This window comes from Sporomusa sphaeroides DSM 2875 (assembly GCF_001941975.2).
Taxonomy (GTDB): domain Bacteria; phylum Bacillota; class Negativicutes; order Sporomusales; family Sporomusaceae; genus Sporomusa; species Sporomusa sphaeroides.
Genome location: NZ_CP146991.1, coordinates 472085 through 491537, shown reverse-complemented (window position 1 = coordinate 491537; position 19453 = coordinate 472085). Strand labels below are relative to the sequence as shown.

Here is a 19453-nt window from a genome sequence, read left to right as displayed (position 1 = left end):
CTCCTTCGGCATCAGCCGTTTTTTTCTCTGCACTTACATTATTGATAACCACAGTTTTTATTTTTATTAAGGAAGTTCCGCGCTCCGCTTGGAACTAAGCGATTCACACAAGTTCTCGCGTCGCTAACGCTCCTAATAACTTGGTTCTCTGCTTATCTGCTTATATATACTATGAAAAAATGGCAGAATATAATCCTGCCATTGTTCTACAATTATCGCTTTACTACGATACGTCGGCAATATACACAGCCGGGCTTGCTGCCACATCAATGGTCAGCATAGTGTTTACACGGTTGCCGGCTTCATCTTGTGTAATATGAATAATAGGCTTGGTTCTTAATTCATCGGCATAATCATTGACAATACCTATTGACTGATTGTTTAAACGAACAACAGCTCCTAACGGGTAAATAGCTACATTGCTGACAAATACACGGATAAGCTCCGGATTAAAATAAGCGGCTCCCGCTTTTTCCATAATGGCCAGCGTATCATAAACAGACAAGGCTTTGCGGTAAGGCGTATTGGCCGTCATAGAAGAATACACATCCGCAAGCGCGGTAATTTGGGCAAATTCATGGATACTGCTTTCTTTGGCTCCGCGCGGATAGCCGCTGCCGTTAAACCGCTCGTGATGCTGGAGGGCGCAATTGGCTGATGACAGGCTAATGTCCGGATTGCGTTGCAGGATTTCATACCCTTTCTCCGTATGCAGCTTGACAATTGCCATTTCTTCCGGGGTTAACGTCCCCGGCTTGTTGAGTATATCACGCGAAATCGTAATCATGCCCACATCCCGCAGGAGAGCTCCCAGCCCCAGGTCCCGGAGCCGCTGCCCCTCTATGCCGCAGCTCATTCCGGTCATCATCGCGAAAAAATAGCCGCAAACGGCATGATTGAATAAATAGTCATTACAATTTTGCATAGCAATAAACAGGGGCTGTATCTCTTTATGCATACAACACTCGTCCAAAAGGGCCAATACCTTGCTTTTAATCCCCTGTGTCTCGACATACTTGCCCACACGCACTTCATCCAGTGCCTGATGCGCGGCCAGCACAATTTCGTTTTTGGCATGTTGAGCGGCTGCGTCATTCGGGTCAAACATCTGAGATTCACCCTGAATATAGATATACCTGGCATCAAGTTCAGCAATCTTGGAAATATGGAACTCTGTCAACTCAATCCCACTATTTAAGATAATCTGGCCATTAAGTCCATATACCGGCTGAGCCAGCGTCATTCCTGCCTGAATACTCTCCCGAAGCACACGTCGCACGATAACTACCTCCACAAAAACACAACTTGTTATTTCTACTTACTTCTATGTATGATTTATGTCTTCTACTTTTTCATGTTAATTCCTGCCAGATACTGCAGGATGTTTCCTTTTTTGTCGAATATTCGTCGAAGATCTGCCGCCTGATTACATTAATGATAACCACAGTTTTTATGAAGAAAGTTCCACGCTCTGCTTATCGCTCCTTTTCCCACCACATTAGCAGCGAGATACAGAAGGCCAGCCACATGGAACCGGCAGCATAGCCGGCCGCTATATCGGTAGGATAATGAACACCAAGATAAACCCGGCTTACACCAATAGCGGCGATCAGTAAACCGGCGGCACTAATAACCAGCACCCGTCCCTGCCAGCGCTTAAGCCCGCGCGCGAGCAAGAAAGCCGCCATACCATAAAAACATAGCGATACCATGGCATGGCCGCTGGGAAAACTATAGCCTGTGGCTTCAACCAGCCGGAATAGCTCAGGCCTGGCCCGTTCAAACAGATTCTTAAGCAAAAGATTCAAAACAGCACCGCCGGCAAGGCAAATAGCAAGCCCGGCTGCTTCCCGCCAGCGTTTCAGATAGAGGATTAGCAAAAATATCGCAGACACAATGAGAAAATAGGGCTTACCATAACCCAAGTCGGTAATGAAAATCATCACCTGGTCAACACGCGGGCTGGCAAAATAGCGCGTCAGCCAAATCATGACCATATCGAAAACGTCTGTTGTCTGTTGAAACATGGTTTCCCAAGCCAGTTCGACAAACGCCGTTAACATCATCGCACTGATCAGCAGGGTCCCCAAAATATACAAAACCGGCCACTGATGCTGCACAGTAAAAAAAATTGCCGCCACTTTGTTGTAAAACGGCACTTTTTTTAATAAACGGGCAAACCACCAAAGCGCGGCAGGCAGAATCAGCAAGCCGGCTGCTGCCAGGATAATTAAACTGCCTGCCAGCAGGGAAGCCAGCGGAAAGTTTTGCCGTGGTATAACCAGTGCAGTTTCCTGCAGGTCAGCGGCTGGCGAAAAAGCAGCCGTACCACCGATAACCAGCACCTCACCGCTAATCCTGGCCCCCGGCTTTACCGTTAAATTCCCGTCAACAAGAATTATTCCGTCAGTCACCTTGCCTTCCACGATGACATCCGCGCCTTCAGCCAAGAGTTTGCCTACAGTTTGCCCGGCAGCAACAGTTATACTTTCTCTGGCGAAAATATCCGGATGCTCTCTTGCCGTGCCGTTTGCGGCAACCGGCGAAATACCGCCTGCAAGTACAGCACTACTCCAAAGGATAGCTATTAGCATATAGAAAAAACCAGTTCTCAGTGTAACCATTACCACCCTCCCGGATTTTACCTGAGTTACTGCCTGTAACGGCGGAAAATCACCGTAATTTTTGCCAGAAACTCACCGACAAACGGCACTCGCCGCAGGTCCTGCTCAGTAAGTTCCCCTAAAACCATCAGAATAATCCCATATACACCGGCGGCAAGCAATATATCGGCAAAGATAGCCGCCGTTGCCCCGATAGTGTCGAACAGCACAGCATTGGCTTCATATAACACCACTCCCATCACGGCAGCGGCCGCCACAATCTTGGCCAAAACGGCAATATCCACGCGAAAACCAGTATAACGGTACACATAAACCAGGTTAAGCATGGCAGCCACGACAAAATCAGCATTAGTGGCCCAACCGGCACCTAAAATTCCGAGGGACGGCAAAGCGGCTAAAGACCAGTTCAACCCTACCTTTACCACGGCGGCAATCCCCATATTGATCAAAGGCAGTACTGTATGCCCCATACCTTGCAGGATACTTGTCGTCACTTGATGGATACCTAAAAAATATACGCCGCCAGCCAGCACCTGCACCACCGGACCTGCTGCCGGCGCATGATATACAGCAGTGGCAAGCGGTATGGCCAGCACACCCATTCCGACAGCTGCCGGAATGGTCACCAGCGCAGTCAGCCGGAGCGCAGCTGTTGTATGTTGTCTGATCTGCTGCGTATTCCCCATCGATTGTGCCTCAGCTACCGCCGGCACCAGGCTTATTGCCAAAGCAGCCGTGATAATTGTGGCAAGATTGATAAGCGGCACCGCCATGCCTGTCAAATACCCGAATAGCTCAGTGGCCTGCTCAATAGTATATCCTGCCGCTTCTAACCTGACAGGCACGACAAGCAGATCAAGATTGGCTACCAGCGGCAGCATGAGGCTGGATAACGACACCGGCAGCGCCAATTCTACCAGGCGCGTTGCTAAACCGGCATTGGTTTCCGCCCGGTTCTCCAGGTCCCTGATGCTGCCATGGTCATGCCTGCGCTGCAGCCTGACATAATAGTAAAGGAGTACAACCAGCCCTGCGGCGGCTCCCACGCCAGCGCCGATGCTGGCTCCGCCTGCCGCATATTCAAGCCCCCATGGCAGCAGCCAGGCAGCGAAAGTCAGCATAGCCCCAACCCGAAACAACTGTTCAAGAATTTGCGACACAGCTGTTGGCACCATCATCTGCCAGCCTTGCAAATATCCGCGAAAGCTTGCCAGCATAGTAACAAGAAAGACAGCCGGAGCCAGCGCCAGGATAGCCGGATAAGCCCTGGCATCTCTGATAATCTGCTGTTCAATCAGCCAGCCGGCGCCAAAATACACCAAACAGCTTAATACCAGTCCGGAAAAAGCCAGGAAGGCTAATGACAGCTTAAACACCCGGTTAGCCCCCCGGTAATCCCGGAGAGCCACTTTTTCAGCCGTAATAATCGAGATAGCCGTCGGAATACCGGCAGTAGACAAAGTTAGCGCCAACAGATAGATGGGAAAGGCCATTTGATACAAGCCAATCCCTTCCCCGCCCAGAACCCGCGAAAGAATAATCCAGTTTAGCGAACCAATAACTTTAACTACCACACCGGCAACCGTTAAAATCAAAGTTCCTTTCAATAAAGAACCGGATTTACTATTGTCTTGGTTATTAACCCTATTCACCGATTATCTATCCTCTCGGCTAACGAGCCGGCACTTCATAATGTAATAGAAACGAGCGCCCTGCTCACCTTCAGGCAGGGCACTCGGCAGTGATATATCAATTAAAGCGGCTTCTCCCTGTTGACACGCCCACAGGATAAATCGCCTTCTGTACAGTAGCCTCCGGTTACACAAGTCGGCCCGGCTTTGGCAAACAACCGGGGCGCGACAGCCTGCACTGCCGCCAGCATGGCATTGGCCAGGTTGCGGATTTCCCATTGCGCCCGCAGACAGCAGCGTTTTTCAAAAAAGTGCAACAAGGAACGGGCATTCATGGTTACAACAATTTTCGTTTCTGTGGCATTGCCCAGCACATAGCGGGCATCCTCCTGATGGACATCCAAAGCGACCAGTTCGTCATAGGTTTGCTGGATTTGACGCATAAGCGCTTCATATTTGACTTTAGCCTCAGGCTTATTAGCTACGGAAGGCGGCATAATATACTCAAAGCCGTGTTCGGCAACATATCGCTGCGACTGCTGCGAGTAGGAGGCAATGCGGTGACGGACAAGCTGGTGTGTAAGTACCCGGGAAACACCTTCGATGGCAAAGGTAAAGCTTACATGTTCAAAAGTCGACAGATGTCCCATAGTAAACAGCTTCTCGATTAACTTATCCACTTGCGCCTCAGACATGGTTTTTGCCAACTCTTCCGCCCCGGCGGCCGAATAACAGAGACGGGCCGACATGGCTACAGCCCGTTCAGGTTCTGGCGTGTATTTAATCAAGGTTACCTTCATGGCGGCAATTCTCCCTTTTCGTTATTTTTTAGCACCGGCTGTCATTTCCCGGGAAATAATGACGAAAGCCTTGTCGACAATTTCCGCTAAACGGTCTTGCTGCTGCTGCAAATACAGATAACCCACCAATGCTTCAAATCCGGTAGCATAGCGGTATTCGGCAATGGATGCACTCTTAGGCACCGTTGATTTGGCATTACGCCCCCGCCGCACAATATCGGCTTCTGCCGGTATGAGCCCGGCTTCCAGCGCTTTCATTGCCTTGGACTGCATAACCGCCGAAACCATCTTAGCATCAAAGGTATGCAGCACCCTTACCTTGTTCTGCTCATAGCCTAAAAGCCGGGTGCGCACATATAGCGTAAAGTAAGCATCACCGACATATGCCAACACCAGGGCCGGTAAACGTTCAACCGGAATATCGGTATATTTAGCCGGGGATAATTCCCCGGCTTCATTTATAGTAAAAAGATTATCTACCAGTGTTTGAAAATGGTCAAACCTCACTGTTTTTTCCACCTTACGCCCTGGGGTGAGTCTTCCAGGACAATACCTGCTGCTGCCAGCTTATCACGGATTTGGTCGGCTGTAGCCCAATCCTTTTTCTTGCGGGCTTCTTGTCTTATGTCAATAATAATATTCATTAACCCGTCTACCAGACCGGCATTGTTATCCTGAGCGCTGTCACCGGTAATCGAAATACCAAGAATATCGGCCAGCTCGCTGTAGTTTTTGGCAGTCTGAGCCAAAGCGTCGGCATCCAGCCCGGCTTTGCCGCTAATGACCTTGCTGTGATAAATATTAATCTCTTTGGCTAAACCAAACAGCACACTGATGGCCAGCGCCGTATTGAAATCATCGTCCATAGCGGCCTTAAAGGCAACAAGGGCATCGGCTGCGGCTTTAGCTAAGAGCTGCGAGTCTTCGTTGGCACCGGCTGGCGGCAAGCTTGCCAAATGCTTCAGGTTAGCCTCAGCCGTTTTTAATCTTTCCAGACTGCGCCCTGCCTCCTGCAGGCGTTCGTCGCTAAAATCAAGCGGACTCCGGTAATGGGTTGACAGGATAAAGAAGCGCAGTACTTCGGGTGAAAAATGCTCCAATATATCAATTACCAGGAAAAAATTTCCCAGCGATTTACTCATCTTCTCTTCAGCAACAGTAATAAAGCCGTTATGCAGCCAATAGCGGACAAAAGGCTCAATGCCGGTATAGGCTTCCGACTGGGCTATTTCATTCTCATGATGCGGGAATATCAGATCACTGCCGCCGCCATGAAAATCAAAGCTGGTACCAAGGTATTTACAGGACATTACCGAGCATTCAATATGCCAGCCCGGCCGGCCCGGCCCCCACGGGCTATCCCAGGACGGCTCACCCGGCTTGGCGCTTTTCCATAAAGCAAAGTCCATAGGGTGATGTTTGCGTTCGTCCACGTCAATCCTGGCCCCTGCCTTCATATCATCAAGGCTCCGGCCGCTCAATCTTCCATAACCGGGGAACTTTTCCACACTATAATACACATCACCGGCCACAGCATAGGCAAAGCCTTTATCGATGAGCTTTGCGACCATAGCCACAATATCGGGGATATGTTCGGAAACCTTGGGATATACATGGGCCCGGCGAATGTTAAGCTTATCCATCACCTCAAAGTAAGAGGCAATATACCTGTTGGCAATGACGTCCCAGGTAACTTTCTCACCGTTGGCGGTATTAATAATTTTGTCATCCACATCAGTAAAGTTCTGAACATGGTAGACTTCATAGCCGGAGTATTCCAGGTACCGCCGGATTACATCCCAGGTAATAAACGGACGGGCATTGCCGATATGGGGGTGATTATAGGGAGTTACACCACAGACATACATTTTGACTTTGCCAGGTGTTTGTGGCGTGAATTCTTCTTTTTGCTTGGTTAAGGTGTTATACACCTTAAGACTCATGCTGCTTCAACTCCTTTTCCAACTGTTCAATACGAGCTTCCATTCTTTTCATATTACGCTGCATGCATAGCAGCATTTCCGCCACAGGATCCGGCAGGTCATCATGTTCGAGATCAATGCCTTCCTCGGTGCGGCCTACTTTTTGTCCATCATGCCAGACTACCTTGCCGGGAATGCCAACAACGGTGGAATTTGGCGGGACCTCCCGCAGCACTACCGAACCTGCACCAATTTTTGAGTTATCACCGACAGTGAATGAACCTAATACTTTGGCCCCGCTGGCGACAACTACATTATTGCCGATAGTAGGGTGCCGCTTGCCTTTTTCCTTACCTGTGCCGCCCAAGGTCACGCCCTGGTACAGGGTTACGTTATTGCCAATAATACAAGTCTCACCAATAACTACGCCGGTAGCATGGTCAATAAACAAGCCTTCGCCAATGGTTGCACCCGGGTGGACATCTACGCCGGTTAAAAAACGATTAAAATAACAAATCATGCGCGGCACAAGCACCCAGCCGCGTTTAAACAGGTAGTTAGAAATGCGATACAGCCAGATGGCATGCAGCCCAGGGTAGCAAAATAACACCTCAAGCACACTTTTAGCTGCCGGATCACGCTCAAACACCACTTGTATATCCTTTTTTATCCGGTCAAACATAGTATTCCCTCCCATAGCTTAATTTAGAATAACTAAAGAAACCACGGCTTGCACCAAATCTGGCAAAAATGACCGCCAATATTTTCCTGTTCTGCCAAAAGGCAAAGCTTTGTCAGAAAAAGAAAAAGAGCCGCCTTCTCCGGTACAGAGACGATGGCTCGCGGTTCCACTCTGCTTGGGCATAATGCCCCTGCTTGAACTGGTAACGGCAGCAGCCGGGATGACCTACTTCCATTCAGTCAACCTGCTACCAGGTGCATTTCGGCGGAGCCCAACCCAGCATCGCTTACAGCCGGTGGCGATGCCTCTCTGAGGGGGGTGAACGCGTACTTCTCCTGGTCTTCGCATTTAGCTGCCGGCTGCAAACAATGCTAACCGGCAACTATTAAATTATGGCAGTGTTTTTGCACGGCACTTTTATTCCCGAGTATCTGAATCGGTTTTACGAGTAAATTATACTAACAGTGCCTTGAACATGTCAAGAAAATCCGGCTAAATCTTGGCAATCAGACTGTCTATTCTTGCCAGTGTACGGTCTTTGCCAATAAGCGGGATGAGGTTAATCAGTTCAGGGCCGTGCATTTTGCCGGTAACAGCAATCCGCACAGGCATATATACCTTTTTGCCACCCAGCTTTAATTCTTTGACAATACCCTTTAAAATGGCCTGGACGGCAGCCGGTTCAACGGTTTCCAGTGCAGCCAGCTTATTCTTAAAAGCCGCCATGACCTCCGGAATTGCTGCATCCTTCATAATCTCGTGTGCTTCTTCATTTTCAAAGTCAATAGTATCATTAAAGAAAACATCAATATGTTCCGTGATTTGCGCAGCATAGCTGATATAGCCCTGGAGCTCGGCAACCACTTTTACCAGCCACGCTCTCTCCTCTGCAGACAACGCCTCACCAACATAGCCTGCTGCTTTAAGATGCGGCAGAGCCAGTTCGGTAATCAGTTCAGGGCTGGCTTGTTTGATGTAATGGGCATTGATGTGGTTAAGCTTATCAATATCAAATACTGCCGGGTTTTTAGCCACCCGGTCCATAGAAAACTGTTCAATCAGTTCTGTCGGACTGAATATCTCCTCTTCTCCCGGAGGAGCCCAGCCCAGGAGGGCCAGGAAGTTAACAATGCCTTCCGGCAGATATCCCAGGTTTTTGTACTGCTCCACCGAGGTTGCGCCATGACGCTTGCTCATCTTAGTACGGTCTTTGCCGAGAATGAGCGAGATATGACCAAACTTAGGCAGTTCCAGGCCAAGCGCCTGATAAAGCAATATTTGCCTTGGCGTATTGGACAAATGTTCTTCCGCCCGGATAACATGCGTAATTTTCATAAGTGCATCATCCAGCACCACCGCATAGTTATATACCGGGATACCATCAGATTTCACGATAACAAAATCCCCGACACCATTAGAGTCAAAGCTTACCGTATCCCGCACCATATCTTTGAAAATAATTTGCCGGTTTTCCGGTACGCGGAAACGCACGGTCGGCTTACGACCCTCGGCAATAAACCGTTCACGGTCGGCTTGGCTCAACTGGCGACAGCGGCCGGCATAATGCGGGTTTTCCCCTTTATTCATTTGCTCCTGACGTTCAGCCTCAAGCTCTGCTTCGCTGCAGTAGCAGTGATAGGCTTGTCCGCTTGTCAGCAGTTTATCGGTGTACTCACGGTAAATATCCAAACGCTCGGTTTGACGGTATGGGCCATATTCGCCGCCTGCGTCAATGCCTTCATCCCATTCGATTCCTAACCAGCGCAAGGATGCTTTGATATTTTCTTCTGATTCCCGGGTGGAACGTTCTAAATCAGTATCCTCAATCCGTAAAATAAGCTTTCCGCCCTCTTTACGGGCCAACAGCCAGTTAAACAGCGCCGACCGCGCACCGCCGATGTGAAACGGCCCTGTCGGACTGGGGGCAAACCGTACTCTAAGTTGTTGTTCCATGTATATGTACCCCTTCCATGCACTTTGCGAGTAATGCTTTATATATTTCAGTGTCAATCATTGTATATTTTAACAGATTCTGCGTCGTCATGCAAAATATATGTTTCCTTATTAAGATAGGCTTGCAAATAAAAAAACACGACTTGCGCCGAGCCTGTGCGACAGCGAAAGCCGATGTTGCCCTTATCCTGCTCTTAAGAAAGTTATACCTGAATCCGTGAAATAAAAATTAAACAAAGCTAGGAAATAGCCTACGGCACCACGAAAATCAAGGTAGGTGCTTATGGCGAGGGCACCACCCTGGAGGTGCAAAAAAGTGAACCAACGCTTTGTTTTCAAAACTATTGAGGAAAAGCTGACTCCTATTGGTGGTATGACAGCAGTAGGAGCCTGGATTGCGCAAACCAAGCTCAATGCACGGCTCAATGCGCAGGTCTTATCAGGCAGGCCGAAGCCTCAAATTCCCAATGGTGATGTCGTAAGTTCCTATGTGGGACTTCTTTGCCAGGGAAAAAACGACTTTGATCATATAGAGGCCTTTCGGGATGATGAGTTTTTTCAGCTGTCACTGGGCTTGACGGCAATACCATCCAGTCCCACTTTACGGCAGCGATTAGATGAAGGAGCGCAAAATCCTAAATGGATGACAATCATACAGGAAGAAAACACTCGGTTGCTCACCCAAGCAAAGCCTCACTTGCAGGAAATTACCGCATCTGGTCATATTCCGTTAGATCTTGATGTATCGATCTTCGACAATTCCGGCAGTAAGAAAGAAGGGCTTGGCTGGACTTATCTACGGACAATGGGGTATGCCCCAATGTTTGCTTATCTGGGAAAAGAAGGTTTTTGTGTAGCTGTTGAGCTCCGTAATGGCAGCACTCATTGCCAAAAGGGAACTCCTGCGTTTTTGCGAAAAGCGATCCAACAAGCCCAGCAAATCACCAGCAATCCTCTAGTAGTGCGGTTGGATAGCGGACACCATAGCCGAGAAAATTTAGCTATCTTTTTTGAACAGAATGTAAATTTTATTGTCAAACGCAATTTGCATAAAGAAACTCCAGAATCCTGGAAAGCCATAGCCCAAGAACAAGCAGTTGTGGCACAGTCCATGAAAGATGGGCTTACTCGGTACTATGGAAAAGTTACCTGGTGGTTTGTCTTAAGAGAGACTAACTATTAAAAGTCAAGCCCGAATTTGAGGATGGAGGACAAAAAACAGATGGTTCAAAAAAGGGTATAGCAAAACAGACGTCCACAGGACGCCATGCGGGCTATCGAGAGAGAATCAGGCTGCCAGACGATAAGGCTCGCCGGATTTCTCCAGAGCATAAATGAGCCGGACCAGCTTCTTGGCAGCATGAGAGATGGCCACATTGTAATGCTTTCCCTCGGCGCGTTTCCTGGCGAGGTAAGCGGCAAAGACAGGGTCCCAAAGGCAAACAAATTTTGTGGCATTGAAGATGGCATAGCGTAGGTATCTGGAGCCGCGCTTCTCCATATGGGCATAGCAATTTTTAAGCTGCCCGGATTGGTAGGTAGAGGGCGACAGGCCGGCATAGGCCAAAATCTTGTCAGGGGAATCAAAGCGTGAAAAGTCACCCACCTCAGACAGAATCATAGCCCCCATCCTGTAGCCAATGCCGGGAATCGTGGTAATAGGCGAAAGCATCTTGTCCATGATGCGTTGGATGACCTGTTCAATTTCCGCAATCTCGGCATCGAGTTCACGGATGAGCCGGATGGTATGCCGCAGTTCCAGTGATTTCGCGGTCGTCACAGAGCCAATCGATTGCCTGGCGGCTTCACGTATCTCTATGGCTTTGTCCCGTCCGTAACGGCCTTTGGAGGATTCGGCAAGCAAATGGGTGAGCCGCGTCAGATGTGCCGCTGCAATCTGCTTAGCCCCCGGGAACTCATCGAGCAAGGCGTAAACAGAGGCCATATGGAGTGACGATACCAGCTTTTCCAGCTCCGGGAACAGGATGCATACCAGCCTGGCAATTGAGGACTTCAGCTTAGCGCGTACCTTCACCTTGTCGAACCGGTATCTGGTGAGTGACTTTAGCTCCTCATTGTGGTAAGCTGTGTCTGTGTAGGGCTTGAGGCCCACATCAGACATGAGCATAGCCGCAATTGTTCGCGCATCGACACGGTCAGTCTTCGTCTTTCGCAGGGTGAGGCTTTTCCGGTAAAGATTGGTGTGCAAGGGGTTAATGACATAGGTGTCCAGACCATTGTCAAGGAGAAACCCGAGAATGTTGTAGCTGTAGTGTCCGGTAGCCTCAAGCCCTACCTTTATTTTGTCCAGGGGCAAAGAACAGGCACGGATTTTTTCCAACAGGTAGCCAAATCCTTCCATGCTGTTTTGGATGGTGAACACATTTGCAAGGACTTTACCCTCCGAACTGATGATGAAGCAGTCGTGTTTATCCTTAGCGACATCAATCCCGACACAAATCATAGCAAGACCTCCAACGGTATTATTTGATGCTGTACCCACAGAACACTTTGCTCTTGTAACCTTGTTCTACATCAACCGTCTGGCGGTATCTAACTGATTAACAAACCTGCAAAGGGCTGCGGTTGGAGCCTCTCTTGAACCATCTGGTGGTAGGAGATAAAACCAATCCACAGCATCCTTTACAGTGTAGCATATAGCCCTTGGAGAGGGGCTCTAATAACTACTACTCTATAATACAAGGATGGCAAAGTCAAACGGGTCAAGGAAACCCATCCTGAGGCAAAGGCTGTTCACATTGTGTATCGAGTTCAGGAGCGCACAGTGGATCACGATGGGCACCCGCTATTATTTCCTTTATTGGATGCAGACACATGGTGGACCGATCTGGAATCAGATCCGGCTACCATTGATAAGCTATACTGCGAGCATGGAACTAGCGAACAGTTTCACAGCGAAATCAAAACAGATATGGATTTAGAACGTCTGCCCAGCGGTAAAATGAATACCAATGCGCTCTTGTTGAATCTTGGGATATTTGCCTATAACATCCTGCGGCTGATCGGGCAAAAAAGTCTTGAGAAGGAGTCGCCGCTTCGCAAAAAAGCTCAACGCCGTCGAATTCGTACTGTTATTCAGAACCTGATTACGATTGCTGCCCGCTTAATCCGTCATGCTAGGCAGACGGTGCTCGGGTTCGCAGATGGGAATCCATGGTTTTTCCCATTACAAGAAATCTACCGAGCAATTGGTTAACAGGTAAAACATTTTATTTAGAAACTCCTACGAGCAACTGCAGTAAAACGCTGTGGCTGCTTTGCTGTTCATTTCTTGCAGTGGATCATGAAGTTCTGAGTTTAAAGCGACTAATGTCAGTAACTTCGATCAAGTAATGCTGGTTTTACTGCCAGTTTTTTCTTGCTTATCAACGTTTTCTTAGTGGTTCACGGATTTAGGTTATACTTTCTGGTAGGAAAAAAACATGTGCTGCCGTTTTACCGGCAGCACATGTTTGTATTTACCATTTACTCTACTTTAACTACAAACATCCCATGCACAATGCTAGGAACAATAAAGGTGGTATTGGCGTCGGCAAAGCCGCCGGTCACCGGTTTGACGGCATTTGAGAATAACGCCAGCCGCCATACCAGCTTGTCATTGACCCACAACTCACTGCAAGCAGTCCCATCCTGGCGCATAATATTTATCGTAAAGTCTGCCGCCAGCGCCCAGGACGGCAAGCAGCTCATCATCACCCCAAGCAGAAGCGCAACGAACAATTTCCTATTTTGTTTCTGCATAATCAGCCCTCCAAATCCAACATATACTTATTCATAATATGTGTTTTTGTACAGCTTTTATGCACTTCATTTCCCGCTATTAAACTTTAGCCGCCGTGATGGATGCTGTGGGGTAAGCGATGAACCGTTTATTGGTAAATCTCCAGCGTTTTGGTAGCCATTCGCTGCCCATAGAGCAGGAAAGTATCTTTGCTTTCTTCCAACTGGCCATCTAAGGCGACAGGCCCCAAATGAATTACCGGCTTGCCATAAGAACCGCCACCCGAATAAGTAAGCATTCCATACACCAGCATGTGATCAAGAATCAGACGTATACCAAGCTCAGCGCCGCCGTGGACGTAATTAGCAGTGGCAAACGCACCGCCAATTTTCCCTGCCAAGCCATAGGCTTTACAGGGGCCTTCCAGCCAATTCTTGATGACGCCGCATACACTCGCCATGTAAATCGGCGTACCCAAAACCACACATTTGCTTTCCTTGATCCAGGCTTCATCCACCGCTTCAATGGGAAAAGCTTTGGCTTCCACGCCATCCACGGTTTGCATCCCTTCGGCAATCACTTCGGCCATTTGCTTAGTGTTGCCTGTTTTAGAATGGTATAGCACGGTCATTTTCATTGTACATTCCTCCTATTAGTTGCGGTAGTACTCTGGACTATTTCAATCATTCGACGGCGTTATCCTGCCGCCGTCCGCAACATGCAGGTATGTTAATTTATCTTAGCTTCTCATTTTGAGATGGCAGAGAGTATGTTATAATGACACTAAAAATGAGGGAAGGCAGTTTCATGAATATTAACCTGGATAGTCTCGCCATTTTTATTGCGGCATCGCTAGTCTTAGTACTAATGCCGGGACCCAATACTTTGTATGTTATGACGCGGGGAATAACCCAAGGACGAAGGGCTGCTTTAATCTCGGCATTGGGGGCAAGTTCCGGAGATTTATTGTATGCGTTGTCGGCAGCACTAGGCTTAGCATTTATTCTTCAACAATCTGTCATGCTTTATAGTATTATCAAGATCGGCGGTGCACTGTACATGCTGTTCATTGGAATTCAACTTATGCAAAGTAACAAGACTGTTATCGGCGATATTCAACCGGCTAAGCAAGAAGAGTGTAAGAACTTATTTGTAAAAGGGTTTTTGACTTCCGCGTTAAATCCTAAAACAGCAATATTTTTTGTAAGTTTTTTTCCGCAATTTATTGATGCCAATAGTGAGTTTGCCGCCTTTACCATGCTGTTATATGGATTTACTTTCTTTTTACTGGGTTTAATTGTTCTTATTCTTTATGCACAGGCATCAAGTTTTGTTCGGCAGCGGTTACTGTCTAAACAGAAAGTAGAACAATATTTTCGTTGGCTAACAGGAGGATTGTTTATTGGCTTAGGTATTAAGCTAATGGTACCAGACTCCAGATAAAATAACCTGCAAAAAAACAGAGGCATTCAAGCCTCTGTTTTTTGCAGAGAAAACAAGCAAAAGCTTAGCTGCTGGCGACTAAGCCGCCGTGATGGACACTGCGGGGTCAGCAGCTTATCGAAAGGCCAGAAACCTTTCCTCATATTCTTGAATGGGGATTGGTCGGCTAAACAGATAGCCCTGTGCCTGTTCACAGCCGTTTCGCTTTAATATACCAAATTGTTCTTCTGTTTCAACACCTTCCGCAACTACCCGAATATCCATTCTACGACAAATATCCATAATAAACGCAATGACCATCTGCGTTTTTTTGTTCGCCACAATGTTGTCCACTAGACTTTTGTCAACCTTCAGTTCATCGAAGTTGGTGGAGCCAAACAGCGAGAGGTTTGCATAACCAACCCCAAAGTCATCAATAGAGATGGCGAAACCCGCATCCCGGATACTGTCAATCAAGCTGGTGAAATCCATTCCTTCTATGCCCTTGACACTCTCGGTAATCTCAATGATCACCCACTTTTTATCAATGCGGTATTTGCCAAATACCGCTTTCAATTGAGCGAGAAAATCCTGCTCCGCCAGCGTGTACCGTGAGAAATTGACAGATATAGGCACAATTTGCCTGCCTGCTTTGATCCACTCGGAGAGTTTAGCACAGATGAAATCAAGTATGAAAATGTCCAGAATACTGATGATTTTTGCATCCTCCAGAACAGGCAGAAACTGTACCGGCGCTATGACGGTGCCGTCCTCTGCCTGATAGCGCACCAGCGCTTCCGCACCACTCACCGAACGGTCTGCAAAGGATACCTTAGGTTGCAGATATACGATAAAACGCCCTTCCTTAAGGCTTTTTTTTAGTGCGCCGAGTTCAACCAGATCATCGTTATAGTGACGATAACGGTCGCTCGACAGGCTTTTGCAGTAATGCTGCTTCTTATCCTCGTACATCCATGCTTCCGCCGTATGCAGCAAGTGCTGAATATCGTCCGCCCGCTCCGCCCATTGATACCCGACAGCCACATGGAAATTTGTGCTGGCCGCACACTGTGCCTTAAATGAGCGAATCTCCTGCTCAAATTGCGCTTTCGCAACATCCCTGCAAATCACAACAAACTCGTCTCCGCCGATACGATAAAAAAAACCCGAACTGAAAGTCTTTTCGAACCTACGGGCGCACTCAGTCAGCATTTTGTCTCCATATGCATGTCCGAATGCGTCGTTGATACCTTTCATGTTGTTTATATTGACATACACAATCCCTATGTTTTTGGCGCCCCTAAACTTTACAATATCCTGCAAATAGCAATTCCGGTTGCGAATACCTGTCAGACTATCCTCAAAACTCAGCTTTACCAAAAATGCTTCGTATTCGATCCTGTGCATCGCAGATAGCTGGAAATAGCGCAGAGAAACCAGCAGCGGCACAATGCTGCCAATTTTTTCTGCAGAAGGGTTTTCCACCCATCCAACCCCGACAAGCCTTCCGTCCCGTTCCAGCGGCATAATCACCAGGTTTCGGACTCCCCGCAGGCGAAGGCTTTGATGTAGTGCCTGATCCAGTTCCTTCATTTGCTCCATATCTTCTATAACAATGTATTCCTTGGTTTCAAACAGCGCCCTCCACTGAGCAAAGCGGGAAATGTCCAGCTCCCGGAATAGTTCCTCTGGTGTGAGCTGCGGCACACACCATTCGTTGGTCATGAAAAGCTTGTCCCCGGAAGCCTGAAAGAAATAGGCTCTGTCTGCGCCAAAATACCCACCTGTCCGCTTAAGCACATCGTCCATTGCTTTGCTTAACGTTCCCATTTCGTAAGGCAGGCCGATGCAGTGCTTTACAATCAGTTCGTCTTCCTGTATATTTTTCAGCTTATTGTGCTCAGACTCCCGTTCTGTAATGTCTGTTGCAATCTGTATGCGCGCTTTCCTGCCGTTCCAGTACACAAACCTGTTCTTTAAAAGAAAATGCCTGCACAGTATCTTATTTGTGAATTCCCACGAGTAGACACTGTCAAACGTCAAACTGTCATTGACACAAAAAGGACAGGGTTCATCAAGCCCCTGCAGCAGCTTATAGCATTTGGCTCCTTTCCGATTGCCAATCCGATATTTCTCCCGCCCGGCCGAATTGATATATAAAAGCTCGTAGGTTTCAATGTCCACGACATATATCAGTTCCAGCATCTGGTCGAGCATAGCCATTAATATCTTTTGCATAAGACAACCACCTTTTCTCTCTGATATTCCCGGAGTATCTATCTTATCCCCACGGTAATCTATCGCTGTGGGGCAAGCAGGATGTCTGACAAAGGATTTTACCCCCACGAACAATCGCTGGATTTGGGACACGAAAACATGTACGCTGAAGATGAAACCTGGCATCAGCGGCATACAGAACAGCCCGGAAGTAAGCAGAGACGCTGACAGTGGCGTAAGATAACCTGTCAGCGTCTTTATTTAAACTACGTCTTATCCATGTGCCTCTGTTTTTCTGACGACATTCCAGACAGCCGGCAAAAAAACACCAGTAATTATCATTACTATATAATTATTTATTTTGAGTATCCAAATGAGGTGCATATTATAACTGGAATTTAGCTATTGCAGCCTCTAAATCGGCCGCCAAATTCGCCAGGCTTTGACTGGAAGAAGCGATTTCCTGCACCGATGCGGACTGCTCCTCAGTGGCTGCCGAAACCGACTGGGTCTCAGACGCCACTCCTTTGCTGGCGGTATCGATGTTTTCAATTGCTGCGGCCAGCGTCTGATTCTCTTCGGCAATTCGGCGGATTGCAACAGTAATATCCGTAACCTGGCCGGACAGCCGATGGATGGCATCCTCAATTTGTTTAAAGGTTTCTCCTGTATCATTCGCCAGCGCAATGCCGCTTTGAATGCCGCTGATTCCATTCTGAGCGGCAGCCACGACTTGCGTGAGATTAGTCTCGTTTTTCGCCACCAGCGAATTGATTGTTTGCGCGGCTTGATTCGATTCCTCTGCCAGTTTCCTAACTTCTTCGGCAACAACAGCGAAGCCGCGTCCCTGCTCGCCTGCCCTGGCAGCCTCAATGGCGGCATTTAAGGCCAGCAGATTGGTCTGTCCGGCGATAGTGGAGATCAGGGTGACCATTTCCTGAATATCCCGGGAACTGGTATTAAGCTCGGTTATATGGTTCTGCATGGCGGCCGTTTGCTGACCGATTTCATTCATTTGCCGTATAGTTTGCTGCACAACCTGCCCTCCTTGCTCAGCCGACCGGGTAGTGACGGCGGCTGCGCCAGTCACTTCTTCTGCCGCCTGAGACATTTGGGCGACCTGCTCGGTCATGGTCCGGGAAATGGTCAGGATTTGAGCTGCATGCTCCGACTGCATATCCGCAGCGCGGGCAACCTCGGTTATGGAGCCGGCGACTTGATTAGCGGCGTCAGCCGACTGATGAGCACTGGCTGTCAGTTCCTCGCTAGCGGCAGCCATTTGCGAGGACTCGGACTGTACCTGCTGCACCAGTCCTCGTAGATTGCGGTTCATCAGCAGCATGTTGTCCGCCAACTCGCCCAGCTCACTTTGCGACTGAATCGTCTTAACCCGTTCACGCAAATCACCTTCGGCGATTTCTTTGGCAACCTGGTTGATGTGTAGAATCGGGCGGACAAATGACCGGCTAGACCAGAAAGTTAAGCCTAACACCAGTAGTAAACTAAAACCGGAAAGTCCTATAAGCATCCTTGATAATGCCGTAATTTCGCTAGTGGCGTCAGCTTCCGTCGTCGTCATCAGCAAAATCCAGCGTCGGTCGCCAGGCATATCAATGGGAATAAAGGAGCCAACCTGTTCAACATCTGAGGAAGTTGGCTTATACTGCATGCGGATACGGCTGTCCGTCTCTAAAGCTTGCGTGAAAGCGGCACTCAGCCGGGGATCAATGCCATTAATCATATTTCCCTTGTTTTTCAGCTCTGCTGAAATTTCACCGTTTTTCAGGTTCATGTTGCCAGCAAGTTCCGGGCGGGTGGGGTGTACCAAATACAGGCCGCCATCCTCCAGCAAGGCACCGTAGCCGTGTTGTTTAAATTTGATGTCCTGTATAATCGGCTGCAGCTTGTCCAAAGAATACATGCCAAACAACACACCGATCAATTGCCCGTTGCGGCTGACCGGCACGCACAGCGCCACAGCCTGTTTCTGGTTAGTACGTGATAGGAATATCTCAGAAATGTAAGGTTTTTTTGTATTAATCACTTTTTGGAAATATTCCCGGTCGCTGATGTTAATTGAAAAACCAGCATTGTTGATGGTTACACCATCCAAGGAGGCAAAAAGAATATCATCAAATTTGCCAATCCGCTGGTGCGCTTCCTGCAGTGCCGGCTGGATCTGCGTTTTGTCACCACTTTGCAGCCTGGCTATGCTGGCAAGATCCTCAAGCTGCGTAATGGACATCGCAAGCTCCGACCGGACGTAAGCGGCCGCCTTGCCCACTACCGCCTCTTCCGTCTGCTCCATGCTTTCGCGCAGATATTGTTGCGAAAGATAATAGCCGGCACCAGATACCACCAGCAAAGTGCCGATGACCAAAGCACCGATCAGACACATCAACTGAAACCGTATACTATGGATAAGCTTCATAACATGTTCATCTCCTCATTGATTAATTA

At 48.2% G+C, this 19453-nt stretch carries 16 protein-coding genes and 1 other annotated feature; of the genes, 3 read left to right on the top strand and 13 right to left on the bottom strand.

What is annotated here, in order from left to right; all coding sequences use genetic code 11:
* Window positions 1–223: 223 nt before the first annotated feature.
* From SPSPH_RS02160 to gltX, 8 genes are all read right to left on the bottom strand, one after another.
* The gene (locus tag SPSPH_RS02160; protein WP_075752774.1) at window positions 224–1279 is read right to left on the bottom strand and encodes an HD-GYP domain-containing protein; all 1056 of its coding nucleotides are present in this window, start codon (window positions 1277–1279) and stop codon (window positions 224–226) included.
* 196 nt (window positions 1280–1475) lie between these two features.
* Window positions 1476–2624, bottom strand: a complete 1149-nt coding sequence (locus tag SPSPH_RS02155) for a phosphatase PAP2 family protein (RefSeq protein WP_233138632.1) — start codon at window positions 2622–2624, stop codon at window positions 1476–1478.
* A gap of 26 nt (window positions 2625–2650) precedes the next feature.
* The gene (locus tag SPSPH_RS02150) at window positions 2651–4276 is read right to left on the bottom strand and encodes a putative polysaccharide biosynthesis protein (RefSeq protein ID WP_075752772.1); all 1626 of its coding nucleotides are present in this window, start codon (window positions 4274–4276) and stop codon (window positions 2651–2653) included.
* A gap of 101 nt (window positions 4277–4377) precedes the next feature.
* Window positions 4378–5055: an FAD-dependent thymidylate synthase gene (thyX, locus tag SPSPH_RS02145; RefSeq protein WP_075752770.1), complete on the bottom strand. Its 678-nt coding sequence runs from the start codon at window positions 5053–5055 to the stop codon at window positions 4378–4380.
* Between the two features lie 21 nt (window positions 5056–5076).
* The gene (locus SPSPH_RS02140; protein WP_075752768.1) at window positions 5077–5562 is read right to left on the bottom strand and encodes a Mini-ribonuclease 3; all 486 of its coding nucleotides are present in this window, start codon (window positions 5560–5562) and stop codon (window positions 5077–5079) included.
* On the bottom strand, window positions 5559–6998 hold the full coding sequence (cysS, locus tag SPSPH_RS02135) for a cysteine--tRNA ligase (protein WP_075752766.1): 1440 nt from the start codon (window positions 6996–6998) through the stop codon (window positions 5559–5561). Before cysS ends, SPSPH_RS02140 begins: the two co-directional genes overlap by 4 nt.
* Complete coding sequence (gene cysE / locus SPSPH_RS02130) at window positions 6988–7659, bottom strand: serine O-acetyltransferase (RefSeq protein WP_075752764.1); 672 nt, start codon at window positions 7657–7659, stop codon at window positions 6988–6990. Before cysE ends, cysS begins: the two co-directional genes overlap by 11 nt.
* 143 nt (window positions 7660–7802) lie before the next feature.
* Window positions 7803–8011 (bottom strand) — a binding site (T-box leader).
* A 140-nt stretch (window positions 8012–8151) separates the two neighbouring features.
* Entirely contained in the window at window positions 8152–9612 is a 1461-nt protein-coding gene (gltX, locus tag SPSPH_RS02125) for a glutamate--tRNA ligase (RefSeq protein WP_075752762.1), read from the bottom strand.
* A gap of 316 nt (window positions 9613–9928) precedes the next feature.
* Between gltX and SPSPH_RS02120 the strand changes: the two genes are divergently transcribed.
* Entirely contained in the window at window positions 9929–10795 is an 867-nt protein-coding gene (locus tag SPSPH_RS02120) for an IS1380 family transposase (protein ID WP_075752760.1), read from the top strand.
* 105 nt (window positions 10796–10900) lie between these two features.
* Here SPSPH_RS02120 and SPSPH_RS02115 read toward each other — a convergent pair whose 3' ends face one another.
* Window positions 10901–12076, bottom strand: coding sequence for an IS110 family transposase (locus SPSPH_RS02115; RefSeq protein ID WP_075754228.1), 1176 nt, complete (start codon window positions 12074–12076; stop codon window positions 10901–10903).
* Window positions 12077–12397: 321 nt separating this feature from the next.
* Here SPSPH_RS02115 and SPSPH_RS02110 point away from each other — a divergent pair, with 321 nt between their 5' ends.
* Entirely contained in the window at window positions 12398–12829 is a 432-nt protein-coding gene (locus SPSPH_RS02110; RefSeq protein ID WP_075752756.1) for a transposase, read from the top strand.
* A 269-nt stretch (window positions 12830–13098) separates the two neighbouring features.
* On the opposite strand, the gene SPSPH_RS02105 is transcribed toward SPSPH_RS02110, so the two are convergent.
* Both SPSPH_RS02105 and SPSPH_RS02100 read right to left on the bottom strand, forming a co-directional pair.
* On the bottom strand, window positions 13099–13374 hold the full coding sequence (locus SPSPH_RS02105; protein WP_075752754.1) for a hypothetical protein: 276 nt from the start codon (window positions 13372–13374) through the stop codon (window positions 13099–13101).
* A 128-nt stretch (window positions 13375–13502) separates the two neighbouring features.
* Entirely contained in the window at window positions 13503–13991 is a 489-nt protein-coding gene (locus tag SPSPH_RS02100) for a flavodoxin family protein (RefSeq protein ID WP_075752752.1), read from the bottom strand.
* A 170-nt stretch (window positions 13992–14161) separates the two neighbouring features.
* On the opposite strand from SPSPH_RS02100, the gene SPSPH_RS02095 reads away from it, so the two are divergent.
* Window positions 14162–14797, top strand: coding sequence for a LysE family translocator (locus SPSPH_RS02095; protein ID WP_075752750.1), 636 nt, complete (start codon window positions 14162–14164; stop codon window positions 14795–14797).
* 114 nt (window positions 14798–14911) lie between these two features.
* On the opposite strand, the gene SPSPH_RS02090 is transcribed toward SPSPH_RS02095, so the two are convergent.
* Both SPSPH_RS02090 and SPSPH_RS02085 read right to left on the bottom strand, forming a co-directional pair.
* A complete protein-coding gene (locus tag SPSPH_RS02090; RefSeq protein ID WP_158027037.1) occupies window positions 14912–17014 on the bottom strand; it encodes a putative bifunctional diguanylate cyclase/phosphodiesterase in 2103 nt (700 codons plus the stop codon).
* Between the two features lie 364 nt (window positions 17015–17378).
* Complete coding sequence (locus SPSPH_RS02085) at window positions 17379–19424, bottom strand: methyl-accepting chemotaxis protein (RefSeq protein ID WP_075752748.1); 2046 nt, start codon at window positions 19422–19424, stop codon at window positions 17379–17381.
* Between the last annotated feature and the right edge of the window lie 29 nt (window positions 19425–19453).